Origin of the sequence: Microbacterium murale (assembly GCF_030815955.1) — a bacterium.
GTDB lineage: Bacteria > Actinomycetota > Actinomycetes > Actinomycetales > Microbacteriaceae > Microbacterium > Microbacterium murale_A.
The window spans coordinates 268037-280985 of sequence record NZ_JAUSXK010000001.1 but is presented as its reverse complement, the minus strand read 5'-3'; the positions used below and the strand labels follow the sequence as shown (position 1 = coordinate 280985).

The following is a 12949-nucleotide window of genomic DNA, read 5'->3' as shown; positions in this document are numbered from 1 at the left end:
ATTCGTGGTGGTTCATTTAGCATTGGACGCGTCTCTCGGAAGGAGTGCGGTATGAACATGAAATTCGCTATGGAGGCGGAGACGCTGGTCCGTCTCGGCCAGCGTTCGGCGACCGAGTCCGAAGATCTCGGCACGCTCGTCCGCTCGCTCGTCGAGGCCGCTGAGCCGCTTCAAGGGGTCTTCAACGGTCCCGCACGTGCACGATTCGACAACTTCAAGCAGAACACCGACGCGATCGCGAACGGCCTCAACGGCGCACTCGCGGGAATCGTCGGTGCGATCTCGGGGCAGAACATCGCGTTCAACACTGCCGGTGAAGACGGGGCCGCTGCGCACGACGCCGGGCAGTCGTCCGCCGATTTCAGCAGCGAGGCGACACTCGCTCGTATCTCCGGTCAGTCCAGCGCCTGACCTGTCAAGACTCAGACACATCACGGAGGGTATGTCATGCCACTTGAGAACCAAGCAGATCGCAACGACTACAACGTCGGAGCATCCCAGTCGACGCAGTCGAACTTCGAGACTGTCGCGGGTCGCCTTGAGGCGGCTCTCGAGCGCCGGGATCAGGATGTCAAGGCCGCGATGGCCGATTACCAGGCCGATGGCGTCTCGGATGAGTACGCCGCCCTGGAGAAGCAGTGGAACGATGCCGGCGTCCAGGTGCGCGGTGTGATCGCTGCCATCCGGGGTTCGCTCGAACAGAACGATGATGTCGCCGTGCGCGCGCTGCAGCGTGCGCGGGCGGCTCTCCCGATCTGATGGTCACCGCCGTCCATCCGTTCGCGGATGAGTGGACGGATGACTACGCACTGTTCTCGGTCGAGCACGACCGGGTCGCATATTCACGCCCGCTACGGCATTTCCTCGCCCACTGCCGCGCGGACCGTCTGCGACCGGTCCTCCTCACCGGGGAGGGTGCGCTCATCAGCCCCCACCTCTATACCGCGATGACTGAGAGCGGCGCGCTCTGGGCCTTTCGCAGTGCCAGGGGAGTGTTCGACGCGCGATCCGGCCTGCGCATCCGGAGCATCTCAGAGCTATGGACCGGAACGGATGCGTCTGAGCGCCACACCGAGATCGCATTCGAAGGGCTGCCTGTACCTGTCGTGCTCTTCGACATCTACGCGACGGAACGAGCAGTGGATTCCACCCTCGTCGGGCCGCTGGCGGATCACGCGGTGGCGACACTGGGTGGCGGTTCGCTGACGCGCTACGGCCGCGATGAGCCGTTGACGTCGCAGTGGGACCACCGCGCGCTGACCACGCAGGTCCAAGGTCAGATGCCGGCGAGCGAGGTGATCCTTGCAGCATCCGATCTGGGCGCATGGTGCTCGCTCACGGTGGCGCGCACGCGCGACGGACTGATCCAGCGCGTGCACGGCGGCGTGCCACTGCCGAGTCTGAGCTCGACGCCGGTCGACGGCCTGCGCGATCGGGTCATGCCGACCGTGACTCGCATGCTGTCCGGGCTGGTCGACGAGTTCCGTCCGCGTGTGGCGATGGTTTCGGCCGGGATGCTGAGGCACAACGCTGCGGATTTCGGATTCAGGGTGGGGGGTCAGCCGGTGGATGCGCCGTTGGCCGTGCTGATCGGTCCGCGCGCAGTCAGGGATCTCCGTCTCGATTTCACGAGGCTTGCCGAACGTCACGACCTGACCACGCTCGGCCCTGGGCGGGTGCCCAGTGCGTTGGTGCGGATGACAGGGCGGGACGCTCTCTGGGCGCAGTTGCGGGCCTTCGCCTACGACCTCGATCAGGAACGGCTGGGCGCTGTGCTCGCCACAGAGCTCGGGGGGATGTCCTGATGGCGATGGAACTCGTGCTGTTGAGCGATGTGCCGCTCACCGCCGACCTGATGGCGGCGACGGCGGCGCAGGTGATTCCGGACGGCGTGGGGATCGAGTACCGCGACGGCGAGGTGACGCAGTTCGTCGACGCGAACGGCGCGCAGGTTCTGACGATCTTCGATCCGGTGTCGGTGCATGTGCCGGATGAGGCGCGGGCGATGCTGAAGGATCCACCGCTCTCGTTCGCGCTGTGGACGGAGATGACAGTCCCGTTCGAAGCGAGCGCGGCTGCACGGCCGCTCGCGGAGGCGTTGGCGAGGTCTGTGCGAGGAGTTGTGAGGGAGAAGCTGTGATGCGAGACCGGAGAGGTGCGGGCAATGTCTGAATGGAAGATGGATCCGTCGCAGGTGACGACGGCGCTGACGAATACGACGACGGCGTACGATGCGCTGTCCAAAGTCGTGACGGAGGATTCGATCACGACGATCTTCAACGGGCTCACTTGGGGGAGCTGGGTCACCGCGTGCGTGCCGCAGGCGCTGAACGAAGTGCTCGCGGAACAGCAGAACGTCAACCTCGAGAACATCGCCAATCACATCGCTGCAGGGATCAGCGGGGTGGGCAATTCGGCACGAGCGCTGCAGGAGGGGAATGAGGACATGGCTCAGACCTTTCAGACCGAGATGTACGCCGCCGCCGAGGACGGCGATTTCTCGTACTTCGAACAGCACGGCTACAGGTCGGAGTAGGCGAAATGGGTGGCGAAAGCACTGCGCTCGTCTGCACCGCGGACGACGGCTTGATCAATCCGGCCGGCTTCCCGTGCAAGTCGGCTGATCTCGACGTCGAGGTCATCAACGGTGCGGCGGACAACGTCGCGGCGATCGGCACGAACGTGCTCGCGGCAGCTGAGGACGCCTCGACGGCATGGGCCGGTTTGAAGGGACCGGGCGTCTTCGAGACGCCCGACCGCGACGCCGTGTACGCACTGATGGACCCCGCTGTCGAGGGTGCGACCACGATGAACGGCGTGACTTCACGCATCTCGGCGGCGATCGAGACCTATGCGACAGCGCTGGCGGGGATCAAGCCTGACCTGCAAGATCTGGAGGTGCGGGCAGCAGAGTTCCGCGCCAGGGCTCTCGAGGGCTACGAGGTGAGCAGCTGGGAGGCCGATGGCTTCTTCGGGACGCTGGTCTCGCCCGGTGACTGGGATGAGACCAAGGAGATCGGCTGGCAGGAGCACGGCCCTGCGGTTGAGAAGAACCAGGGGTACGTCGACGAGTACAACGCGATCATCGAGCGGATCTCGACCGCAGCATCCGCCTGTGCGACGGCGATCCAGGCGGAGTTGACGATGGTGTGTGCCGCACCGCCGACAGTCATCACTGCTGAAGCGCTGGCGAACACACCGGAGATCTCGACGTGGGGTACGGGCGTCGAAGAAGATCGCAACTGCACCGAGTCTGTGGGCCACGGCTTCGCGAACTTCGGCACCGGACTCTGGAATGGCGTGCAGAGCCTCGGCGGATTCGACCCGGAGACGGGCGATCACAGCTGGGGTCTGATGGGACGCTCCTGGCTCGGCGTCGGCGACTTCCTCCTGTCCACGGTGATCATCACCAACCCGGCGCTGGCTGTGGTCGCGACCCAGGATGATGGGCCGGTCGGGAATTTCCTCGAGGACCGATTCAACACCGCCTACACCGGCTGGGGGAGCCTGGTCGGCTGGGACCATCAGGCCTGGATGGCAGGCGAGGACGGCTGGCACAAGTGGAAGGAGGACGGCGTCGCGACGGGTACCGAGACGATCGCGAACATCGGCACGTTCTTCATCCCGGTGGCCGGATGGGCAGGCGGTGGGGCCAAGGTGGTCCTGTCAGGCACGCGGGTCGGCAGCTTCGTGGTGAAGGTCGGCACTCATGTGGCTGAGATCGCCATTCCTGGTGGGTCTCATGTCGTCGCGGCGACGGTGCGCATCGTCGATCTGAGCGCCAATGGGCTCAAGGGCGGATGGCGCGGGCTCATCGACGTGGTCAGGACTGCTGATGTGCATCCGTCCGGACTCCCGGGCGTCATCAACCCGGCGATCGATCACGCGCCGATCCCGCCGCGGACGTCGGTGTCGGATTCGCTCGGTCTGGAGCATCCGCCCTCCGGCGAGACTCCTCGCGTGCCGGGCGAGACACCGAATTCGAATCCGGTGACCGTTCATCCCGATGTGGATGCCGGATCTCCGTCAGGTACGCACGATCCGTCGGGCGCACCTGAGCCGCCGAGCTCTCCCGATCCGTCGAATACGGAGCCATCGACCACTGCGCCCGACGGTGGACCGACGCACGACAACGCCGGACGGGAGTACAGGTTCGACGCGAACGGCAATCGCCACCTCGAGAACGATCCTCCCCACACGTACCGCGACGAGAACGGGCGTCTGCACGACGAGAAGTCGAACGCTTATGTGCACGACCCGAACAAGCCGGACGTCAATGGTCTTCCGATCGACGATGCGGTCAAGGGCGAGACCGACCGCGGCGTGCAGCTGGATGCTGACTCCAGCGTCGTTCATGACGGACTGCTGCAGGATCGTACGCAGCTGCAGTCCGCCTCCGACGCCGCGACCACTCATCTGAATGATCTGGCGAAGTCGGCCGGCGTGGATCCTCAGGCGTTGCAGGGATCGTCGAAGAGCGTTCGTGAGGCGCTCGGTGAGCTGCAGAACTCCGGGCAGATCTCCACGCGTCAGAGCCAGCGGCTGGAAGCAGCCGCCGATGCGGCACGCGATGCGATGACTGAGTTGAAGCTCGGTTCGGAGCGGCTGGGCGACCACGCGGCAGAAGCAGTCTCTGCGTCGCGCGGTGAGACCTCCATCATCGACGGCGGTGGCGCGTCATCCGGACAATTCGACCACGCGAGCCTCAGCGGCGGATCGAAGCCCGCCCTGAACGTGTACGAAGCCAAGGGCGGTGGGTCGACTCTCGGGTATCGCACGGTCAACGGCGCGCGCGTGCAACAAGGGACCACCGCGTATCTCAACGAGGTGCTCGGGCTGGACTCTCGTGTGGCCGCAGGCCTGCGCGAATATGTCGCTCGTCCTGATGCGGATCCTGCCATCGTGTCCGCCATTCGGAACGGAACGTTGGACGTGCACTACCGTCTCGTCCAGGCGCGGGCGGACGGAAGGATCGACGTGACGGACTTCGTGATCGATTCCTCGCAGATCGCCATCCCTGGCGTTCGCTGATACCGGGATAAGGTTTTGAGTATGGTTTGGAAGGCGATGACACCTGGCGAGGTGTGTGACCTGTTGGCGTACTTCTCCGATCTTCCGTGGCCGCTGTCGCGGGCAGAAGTGCACCGTCTGGCGATCGAGCACTTCGGTTGGACAGCGGAGATCGAAGACGATGAGGAGTTCCTGGTGAACTCGGTGTCGGGTCTCAGTGATCCCGATGTGGCCACGGTGGCATCGCGCGAGTGGCTTTCGTCGCTGAATCTTCAAGTCACCGATCGGATCCAGGACGAGTCTGCAGAGTCTGCGGCTTTCCTCGGTGATGTGTTCACGAGCGTCGTCCGCGAGGGTGCGGAACGCTGGGGTGGTCCGGCGATGGAGCGGAAGAAAACGCAGGAGGTCGCCACGTGGAACATGAGCAGCGGGGGCAAGGCCTCGCTGACGCTTCTGTCGAGGTCGGTCTCTGTGGCGTTCTTCACTCCTCAGCGTGTCGAAGCGGATCGCAAGGCGGGATACTGACGATGTCGGAGTGGTCGCAGTTCGGTGATCGCCTTGCAGCGGGATTCAGGGCTGTATCGGAACGGGTGTTCCTGATCGTGTCGGCGCGCGACGACTCGCGCATATACGTGCAGTTCGCCGGCGGGTCGGATGCAATGGATGCAGAGGCCCCGGGTGCTGCGGTGGTCGAGGGGATCGACGAGGCCGTCCTGGCGGCTGCCGGCTGGGCCGCGCCGAGCGCGGGCCAGCCGAACTGGTCGTTCGAGTTGCCGTTGCCGGCTTTGACGTCCGAGTATGCGGAACTGGCGGAGCGGTGCGTGGTGGCGTTGCGGGACGTGTTCGGCGTCACCGACCCAGGGCAACTCGTGTACAGGGCGTGGCGTGATGCAGAGGCTTTCCCGCAGGGCGTGACGCTGTATCCCGAGCAGATCGAGGCGTTGGACAGGGGCGAGGACCCGCTCGAGATCGCCCAGCTCGGGTTGCCTGCGGCATCCTGAGTTCCACTCGGTCAGGAGCAAGAGCAGTATCCCGATTCATCAGAGGAATTGGCTGCTGGTCGCGTGGACTTCAGCCCGCTATTTACAGGCACACATCGGTGTAGTTGTTGAAGAGCAGGTCGCGGGCGGCCTCTGTCTCGTCGGTATCGAGTTCGAAGATCGAGTGGTCGAACTCCGTGTATTCCGTGACCGCGGTGACGTACGTCACCCACAGCTCATGCTCGTCAGCCAACTCATCGTTCGGCGGTCCCGCATCGAGCAACACCTCAAGCCGAGGCTCCGCCCAGCTCGCGGGAGTCGTATTCTTCTCGAACATGATCGGCGCGTACAGCGTAGGAGCGACGTCAGACGCCTTGACCGCGTCGCAATAGGCACCCTGATCGGCGGCACAGGCGCTGAGCGCCAGTAGGGATGCCGTGCACATCGCTATCGCGGTGGCGCCTCGCCGGAGGATTCGGAACTCAGACATTCGGCGACTCCGGCGACGTGCGCGCCGCCGCACGTTGCCTCAGCCACACGTTGACGGGCTTGCGGAAGATGAGGATCGTCGACACGACGGCGACGATCAGCAGCAGATACAGGATCGGCAGAGGGGAGCCCAACAGAGAGACGGTGCCGACGATCACCGCGCCGATGTAGATCCAGCGCGCCCAACCGTTGCCAGCGCGCACGAGGGTCAACGCACCGCACCTCACAACCATCATTGCCAACAGGCCGCCGACGGCGAGGATGAACGCCTGCGGAACGACCGAACCGCGGGGGCCGTTGAAGGCGGCGACCAACACGATTGCTACGATCCCCACTGTGAAAATGGCAGCGATGCCCTCCATCACGAGGGCAGCCGTGGCTCCGCCGGGCGACGCCTGAACGGGATGCGGTGGAGGTGTCGCGGGGTACCCGTGTACGGGTTGTCCCACCATCGGGTACGCGGGCTGCCCTGCGGCCGGATACGGCGGGACCGCAGGCGCCGGTGGTGCAGGTGTCGAGTAAGCCTGCGCTGCAGGGGGAGGAGGCGGCGCTGGTGCGGGAACAGGCATCGGTCCCGGGTCAGCGGAGGGGCCAGTCGAATCAGTCACGCTTCGACCATATCAACGCCGAGGATCGACGCCCGAGCCGGCCCGCCCCGCTGGGGATAAGCGTGAAGTTCAGAGCCCGCGGGCGACCGACGCGGCAGCGGAGAGCCAGGCTCGCTGCGTACGCTTGGCGAGCGCGCCGTAGCGGAGGTGACCGTCGACCATCTCGTGATCGAACGGGATGCTGACCACCTCGCGGGCAAGCGAGCGGTATCCGCCGACGACGTGTTCGATGTCAGCTGCCGAAGCCTTCGGATCGGCCTGAGAGACCACGACGACGGACTGCCGGGCGAGCTGTGCGGACCGATCGTCGCGATCTTCGAGTGCTTCGAGCAGCAGGGCGCCGGCCTCAGCGTGGTCGGCGCGGGTCGTGGTCGCGACGACGATCTGGTCGGCGCGATCGATCATGCGCAGCCACATGGGATCCGACTCGTCGTTGCCGGAATCGATGATGATGAGCCGGTAGAACTTCGCCGCGACGGCATGGATGGCGTCGACATCCTCTGGGCGCAGACGGTTCTCGTGCGCGAGCCTGATCGGCTTCGAGCGCAGAACGTCGTACTTCTCGCGGGGCTGGTGATGGACGAAATGCGCGAGATCTGCCGACTGCGCACCGGTGCCGAGCAGCCGCTCCGCCTCTGGAATCATCTCCAGCAGCGTGCGATCGTGCGCACCTGCCTCGGTGCGCCACCCCAGCGTGCCGCGCGTCTGATTGTTGTCCCATGCCAGAACACCAGCACCGCCGTAGCGGGCGAAGACCGCAGAGAGCAGGATGGTCGTCGGCGTCTTTCCCGCTCCGCCCTTGCCGTTGACGACGGCGATCGTCCGAGGACCAGGCCAATGCTGACTCACCGCGAGCTCATCGTTGCGCGCCGACTGCTCCGCCGCGTTCGGTGCCAGCTTGAAGCCCATACGGTTCAGAGCACCGCGTGCGCCTTCGCTGGCTGGTTCTTCCGGGCGCTCTGTCTGCAGGAATGACTTGCGTTCCTGCTGCTCGCGCTGCTGCCGTCGAGAGGGCAGATCCGCGCCGACGGCGGGCGCGTCATCGAGCTGCGCTGCGAAACTGCTCCGCCGGTACTGCGGAGGCTCGGCCGGAGACGCGGGTGCCGTTGCATATGCCTGCTCGAGGAACTCATTCTGCGACGCATCGTCTGCCTCGACGGGTGTCGATGGAAGCGGCGGAACCGGTGGGATGGCCTGCGCCATCGGCGGTATTCCGCTGATGATCGGCTGCGCGTGATCACCGCTCCTGGCCGGCACATCGGCCGAAGGCGTGGGTTCCTCGGTTGCTCCAGACATCACGTAGAGCATAGTGGCATTTGAGGCTGACCGGCCTCGGAGGTACTCTCAGTTCTCGTGCCCTCCCATCGGAGCACTCCACCCCCTACTGAGGACGAGATGAACGACTTCGCGTCAACGCCCAAGCTCACTCTTCTCCCGGCTGTCGATGTCGCCGGAGGCAAGGCCGTCCGCCTGACCCAGGGCGAGGCAGGCAGCGAGACCAGTTACGGCGATCCGCTCGACGCCGCGGCCGAGTGGGTCGATCAGGGTGCCGAGTGGATCCATCTGGTCGATCTCGACGCCGCGTTCGGTCGCGGATCCAACGCACCGATGCTCCGCAAGGTCATCAAGCAGTTCCGCAGTGTGAACGTGGAGCTCTCCGGCGGCATCCGCGACGACGCCAGCCTCGAGGCCGCGCTCGAGACCGGAGCTTCCCGAATCAACCTCGGTACCGCTGCTCTGGAGAACCCGGAATGGGCTGCTGACGTGATCGGCCGCTACGGCGAGGCCGTCGCCGTAGGCCTGGACGTGCGCGGTACGACTCTCGCGGCTCGTGGCTGGACGAAGGAGGGCGGCGACCTCTGGGAAGTCCTCGCTCGTCTTGAGGATGCCGGATGCAGCCGCTACGTCGTCACCGATGTCACCAAGGACGGCACGCTGCGCGGCCCCAACCTCGAACTGCTGCGTGAAGTGACCTCCCGTACGCCGAAGCCGGTCGTCGCATCCGGTGGAATCTCCAGCCTCGATGACATCGCCGCGCTGCGCGAGCTCGTGCACCTCGGGGTCGAAGGCGCGATCGTGGGCAAGGCTCTCTACGCCGGCGCATTCACGCTGGCTGAGGCGCTGGATGTCGCAGGGGACTGACGACGCCGGCGATTCGGCGGGCGTCCCGTGGGAGGGGCGCAGTTTCGAATCGAACCCGCACTCGGGGGATGACGGCTCTGCCGACCCGGAACTTCTCGCCGCTCTGCTGCGCTTCCGCGCGGGGGAGGGCAGCCAGGTCGAGGTCATCGATGCGTTCCGCTCGGCTCGCGTGCTGATCCCTCTCGTCGCTGAGAAGGGCGAGGAGGGCGTGGCCCCCAACGGCCTCTCCGTCGACAAGACGCAGGAACTGTCGATCGTGACGGTCGCGGCTCCGGACGGTCGTACCGTGCAGCCGGTGTTCTCCTCGGTCACGGCGATGCAGAAGTGGGATGCCACGGCTCGGCCGATCCCGGTCGAGGCTGTGCGCGCGGCGTTGGCGGCATCGTCGGAGCAGACCGACCTGATCGTGCTGGATCCGACTTCCGACACCGAGTTCGTGATCCGTCGCCCCGCCGTCTGGGCGGTCGCGCAGGGGCAGAAGTGGGAGCCGAGCTTCCATTCCCCGGAGGTGTTCACGGCTCTTCAGGAGAGCGTCGCGCGCGAGCTCGCGGTGATCGACGTCGCGGTCGATGCCGGCGATCCGGATGCGCGGCTGAGCGGTCCAGAACTGATCGTCATCCTCGAGCTCGTCGACGGTCTGGAGCGCGATGTGCTGGATGCCGTGCTCGCACGCCTGGCGCAGCGTTGGGCCGCGGATGACCGCATCGCCGTCCTCGCCGACTCCCTGACGGTGAAGCTCCGCCGCTCCAGCTGAGCTTCTGCCATATGCTCGCCCCATGCGCAGGATGCTGGCGATCGGGATGCTGGGGCTCGTACTCGCGCTCGGAACGACCGGATGCTCATCGGACCTCGTGTGCCCGGCGATCGGCTGGAACAACACCGTGCAGGTCGATGCTTCGGCATTCGGTGATGCCGTGCTCGTGCAGCTCTGCGTGGATGCCGGATGCTCAGCGGGCCCAGGAGAAGAACCGGCACCGTCTTCGGACATGGGCATGCCCGTGCACGCCGAGGACGGCGTATTCAACCTGAGTATGACGGCCCCCGAGGAAGCGACGATCCGCGTCTACGACGCTGCCGGCACGCTCCTGCAGGAATCCGGCCATGAAATCGAATGGACGCATTCCACCGAGGCCTGCGGCGGCCCCGGCGTCGCCGCCCCGATCACCGTGATACCCGAGCGCCCTAGTTGACCGGCCCGGTCCACTTCTCGCCGGGCCCCTTGCCGATCGGGTCGGGGATGGCGGATGCTTCGCGGAAGGCGAGCTGGAGCGAGCGCAGCCCGTCGCGCAGAGAGCGCGCGTGCATGTCGCTGATCTCGGGAGCACCGGCCGTGATGAGACCGGCGAGGGCGTTGATGAGCTTGCGGGCCTCATCGAGGTCGAGCTCGGCGTCCGGGTTGTCTGCGAGGCCGGTCTTGACCGCTGCTGCGCTCATGAGATGCACGGCGGCGGTGGTGATCACCTCGACGGCGGGTACGTCCGCGATGTCGCGGGTGGCTGCGGATGCCGCATCCTCCTGTTGCTGCCAGCGCTCGTGGCGCTCGTCGTGGCCGTCATCCTGAACCGGAATCGTCACTATGCCTTGCCTTCTGTTAGACTTTGTCGGGCTCCGGAGCGAAACTGCTCCGGAACGAAAGAGGATTCACTTCCCACCCGCGCTTGCCGTTCAAGGCTACCGGGTCTTGCACTCCACCGGCTCACGTCGGCAGATCGGACGAAGTCCGATGTTCAGGGTGCGAAGCCGGCGTCTGAATGCGCGGTGGGTGGGGGACGATTCCGATTTCGCCCGTGTCGCAGAAAGCGTCACGGTGGCTTAATCCATCGTCTAAAAGGAGTTCCGCATCAGCGATCCCCGCACCAATGAGCGCATCCGCGTCCCCGAGGTCCGCCTCGTCGGCCCCGCGGGTGAGCAGATCGGCGTCGTCCGCATCGAGGCAGCGTTGCGCCTTGCGCAGGAAGCCGACCTAGACCTCGTCGAGGTCGCCCCAAACTCGAAGCCGCCCGTGGTCAAGATCATGGACTACGGCAAGTTCAAGTACGAGGCCGCGCAGAAGGCGAAGGAAGCTCGTCGCAACCAGGCGAACACGATCCTCAAAGAGGTGCGCTTCCGTCTGAAGATCGAAGCACACGACTACACGACGAAGCTCAAGCGCGCCGAAGGCTTCCTCAAGGCCGGCGACAAGGTCAAGGCCATGATCCTGTTCCGTGGTCGTGAGCAGTCGCGCCCCGAGCAGGGCGTTCGCCTGCTGCGCAAGTTCGCCGAGGACGTCGCCGAGCTCGGCACCGTCGAGTCGAACCCGACGATCGATGGACGCAACATGGTGATGGTCGTCGCGCCGCTGAAGAACAAGTCCGACGCGAAGGCCGAGCAGAACGCCCAGCGCGATGCGCAGCGTGCGGCCAACAAGCAGGCGTCGCATGCGACCCGTGAGACAACGGCCTCCACCGAAGAGGCCGTCGCGGAGTAATCCGCCCCCCCCAGACTCCCGCAACGCGGGTTGAACCGTCGCCTGAGAAGGCGCCATACGAAGGAAGAGAAGATGCCGAAGCAGAAGACCCACTCGGGTGCTAAGAAGCGCTTCAAGATCACCGGCAGCGGCAAGCTGAAGAAGCAGCAGGCCGGGATGCGCCACAACCTCGAGCACAAGTCGAGCCGTCGCACCCGCCGTCTGAACCAGGACCAGGTGCTCTCGAAGGCTGACACCAAGGTCGCGAAGAAGCTTCTCGGTCGCTGAAGCGCCCGAACGCAGGAATAGGAACTCAGGAAAATGGCAAGAGTAAAGCGGGCGGTAAACGCCCACAAGAAGCGTCGCGTCATCCTCGAGCGCGCCTCCGGCTACCGGGGCCAGCGTTCGCGCCTCTACCGCAAGGCCAAGGAGCAGGTCACCCACTCCCTGGTCTACGCGTACCGCGACCGTCGCAAGCGCAAGGGCGACTTCCGTCGCCTCTGGATCCAGCGCATCAACGCCGCTGCACGCCAGAACGGCATCACGTACAACCGCTTCATCCAGGGTCTCGGCCTTGCGGGCGTCCAGGTCGACCGCCGCATGCTCGCCGAGCTCGCGGTGAACGAGCCCGCGACGTTCGTCTCGCTCGTCGAGACGGCCAAGAAGGCACTGCCTTCCGACGTCAACGCTCCGAAGTCGGCTGCGTAAGCATCTTTCAGACGACGGGCGCCTCCCTCAGGGGAGGCGCCCGTTTTCGTCTGTCGGCCTGAAACCGTCAGTGCCTCGGCAGCGACCGCTGCCGTCGCGCTGCTCGTGAGAGCGCGACGTCGACGATCAGCCCGAGCAGAACGGATGCCGGGTACACGAGCAGATCGCGTTGCGCGAAGCCCGAGCCGAGAACGAGTGCGGACGGTGGGAACGCGAGAGCCCATGTGCGCGGCAGGTCGGTGAGCTGCAGGAACTCGATGGCCGTGCAGAAGATGATCGCAAGCGCGGCGGGCAGTGTTCGTGAAGTCCTTGCCAAGAGGATCGCGAACAGCAGGTACACGAGCACGGCGTAGAGGGCGTCGCCCGCGATGTCGCCGACCTTGCCGGAACCGAACCGATGCACGAGCAGACCGCCGATGAGTACCACGACCGCCACCGCCACGAGCGCCAACCGGCGCCGGGCAGTGGAGCGTCTGGTGCGATCGGTCACATGAGCACAGTACGAAGTGAACCTGCGCGCACGCTCGACGTCTCCATGTGCGCAGCTGGGTGTCTGTGTCCCTAGA

19 protein-coding genes are annotated in these 12949 nt (G+C 65.6%); 14 read left to right on the top strand and 5 right to left on the bottom strand.

Annotated elements, in window-relative coordinates:
- Window positions 1-51: 51 nt before the first annotated feature.
- The 8 genes from QFZ46_RS01435 to QFZ46_RS01400 are packed head-to-tail and all read left to right on the top strand — an operon-like array spanning window position 52 to window position 6011.
- Window positions 52-411: a hypothetical protein gene (locus QFZ46_RS01435; protein ID WP_307357592.1), complete on the top strand. Its 360-nt coding sequence runs from the start codon at window positions 52-54 to the stop codon at window positions 409-411.
- A 36-nt stretch (window positions 412-447) separates the two neighbouring features.
- Window positions 448-759: a pore-forming ESAT-6 family protein gene (locus tag QFZ46_RS01430; protein WP_307357590.1), complete on the top strand. Its 312-nt coding sequence runs from the start codon at window positions 448-450 to the stop codon at window positions 757-759.
- Window positions 759-1805, top strand: a complete 1047-nt coding sequence (locus QFZ46_RS01425) for a DUF6177 family protein (protein WP_307357588.1) — start codon at window positions 759-761, stop codon at window positions 1803-1805. The genes QFZ46_RS01430 and QFZ46_RS01425 overlap by 1 nt, the downstream gene beginning before the upstream one ends.
- The gene (locus tag QFZ46_RS01420) at window positions 1805-2140 is read left to right on the top strand and encodes a hypothetical protein (RefSeq protein WP_307357586.1); all 336 of its coding nucleotides are present in this window, start codon (window positions 1805-1807) and stop codon (window positions 2138-2140) included. Before QFZ46_RS01425 ends, QFZ46_RS01420 begins: the two co-directional genes overlap by 1 nt.
- Before the next feature lie 24 nt (window positions 2141-2164).
- Window positions 2165-2536 (top strand): DUF6507 family protein, encoded by a 372-nt coding sequence (locus tag QFZ46_RS01415; RefSeq protein ID WP_307357584.1) that lies wholly within the window; start codon window positions 2165-2167, stop codon window positions 2534-2536.
- A gap of 5 nt (window positions 2537-2541) precedes the next feature.
- Window positions 2542-5031, top strand: a complete 2490-nt coding sequence (locus tag QFZ46_RS01410; RefSeq protein ID WP_307357581.1) for a hypothetical protein — start codon at window positions 2542-2544, stop codon at window positions 5029-5031.
- A gap of 21 nt (window positions 5032-5052) precedes the next feature.
- Window positions 5053-5535 (top strand): DUF6301 family protein, encoded by a 483-nt coding sequence (locus QFZ46_RS01405; RefSeq protein ID WP_307357579.1) that lies wholly within the window; start codon window positions 5053-5055, stop codon window positions 5533-5535.
- Window positions 5536-5537: 2 nt separating this feature from the next.
- Window positions 5538-6011, top strand: coding sequence for a TY-Chap domain-containing protein (locus QFZ46_RS01400; protein ID WP_307357578.1), 474 nt, complete (start codon window positions 5538-5540; stop codon window positions 6009-6011).
- Between the two features lie 82 nt (window positions 6012-6093).
- On the opposite strand, the gene QFZ46_RS01395 is transcribed toward QFZ46_RS01400, so the two are convergent.
- The 3 genes from QFZ46_RS01395 to QFZ46_RS01385 all read right to left on the bottom strand — a co-directional run bounded on the left by QFZ46_RS01395 (window position 6094) and on the right by QFZ46_RS01385 (window position 8383).
- Window positions 6094-6480, bottom strand: a complete 387-nt coding sequence (locus QFZ46_RS01395) for a hypothetical protein (RefSeq protein WP_307357576.1) — start codon at window positions 6478-6480, stop codon at window positions 6094-6096.
- Window positions 6473-6814, bottom strand: coding sequence for a hypothetical protein (locus QFZ46_RS01390; RefSeq protein WP_307357574.1), 342 nt, complete (start codon window positions 6812-6814; stop codon window positions 6473-6475). The genes QFZ46_RS01395 and QFZ46_RS01390 overlap by 8 nt, the downstream gene beginning before the upstream one ends.
- A 342-nt stretch (window positions 6815-7156) precedes the next feature.
- Complete coding sequence (locus QFZ46_RS01385; RefSeq protein WP_307357573.1) at window positions 7157-8383, bottom strand: MinD/ParA family ATP-binding protein; 1227 nt, start codon at window positions 8381-8383, stop codon at window positions 7157-7159.
- Between the two features lie 99 nt (window positions 8384-8482).
- On the opposite strand from QFZ46_RS01385, the gene priA reads away from it, so the two are divergent.
- The 3 genes from priA to QFZ46_RS01370 are packed head-to-tail and all read left to right on the top strand — an operon-like array spanning window position 8483 to window position 10419.
- On the top strand, window positions 8483-9229 hold the full coding sequence (priA, locus tag QFZ46_RS01380; RefSeq protein ID WP_307357571.1) for a bifunctional 1-(5-phosphoribosyl)-5-((5-phosphoribosylamino)methylideneamino)imidazole-4-carboxamide isomerase/phosphoribosylanthranilate isomerase PriA: 747 nt from the start codon (window positions 8483-8485) through the stop codon (window positions 9227-9229).
- Window positions 9213-9983 (top strand): SseB family protein, encoded by a 771-nt coding sequence (locus QFZ46_RS01375; protein ID WP_307357569.1) that lies wholly within the window; start codon window positions 9213-9215, stop codon window positions 9981-9983. The genes priA and QFZ46_RS01375 overlap by 17 nt, the downstream gene beginning before the upstream one ends.
- A 22-nt stretch (window positions 9984-10005) precedes the next feature.
- On the top strand, window positions 10006-10419 hold the full coding sequence (locus QFZ46_RS01370; protein WP_307357568.1) for a hypothetical protein: 414 nt from the start codon (window positions 10006-10008) through the stop codon (window positions 10417-10419).
- Here QFZ46_RS01370 and QFZ46_RS01365 read toward each other — a convergent pair.
- On the bottom strand, window positions 10412-10807 hold the full coding sequence (locus tag QFZ46_RS01365) for a DUF1844 domain-containing protein (RefSeq protein WP_307364456.1): 396 nt from the start codon (window positions 10805-10807) through the stop codon (window positions 10412-10414). The two genes, QFZ46_RS01370 and QFZ46_RS01365, sit on opposite strands and share 8 nt — an antisense overlap.
- Before the next feature lie 262 nt (window positions 10808-11069).
- On the opposite strand from QFZ46_RS01365, the gene infC reads away from it, so the two are divergent.
- From infC to rplT, 3 genes are all read left to right on the top strand, one after another.
- The gene (infC, locus tag QFZ46_RS01360) at window positions 11070-11696 is read left to right on the top strand and encodes a translation initiation factor IF-3 (protein WP_307364454.1); all 627 of its coding nucleotides are present in this window, start codon (window positions 11070-11072) and stop codon (window positions 11694-11696) included.
- A gap of 72 nt (window positions 11697-11768) precedes the next feature.
- Entirely contained in the window at window positions 11769-11963 is a 195-nt protein-coding gene (gene rpmI / locus QFZ46_RS01355) for a 50S ribosomal protein L35 (protein WP_017828564.1), read from the top strand.
- A 33-nt stretch (window positions 11964-11996) separates the two neighbouring features.
- Window positions 11997-12383 carry a 50S ribosomal protein L20 gene (gene rplT / locus QFZ46_RS01350; protein WP_033106886.1) on the top strand — a complete coding sequence of 129 codons (387 nt, stop codon included), beginning with the start codon at window positions 11997-11999 and terminating at the stop codon, window positions 12381-12383.
- Between the two features lie 67 nt (window positions 12384-12450).
- Here rplT and QFZ46_RS01345 read toward each other — a convergent pair whose 3' ends face one another.
- The gene (locus tag QFZ46_RS01345; RefSeq protein WP_307357564.1) at window positions 12451-12873 is read right to left on the bottom strand and encodes a ribosomal maturation YjgA family protein; all 423 of its coding nucleotides are present in this window, start codon (window positions 12871-12873) and stop codon (window positions 12451-12453) included.
- Between the last annotated feature and the right edge of the window lie 76 nt (window positions 12874-12949).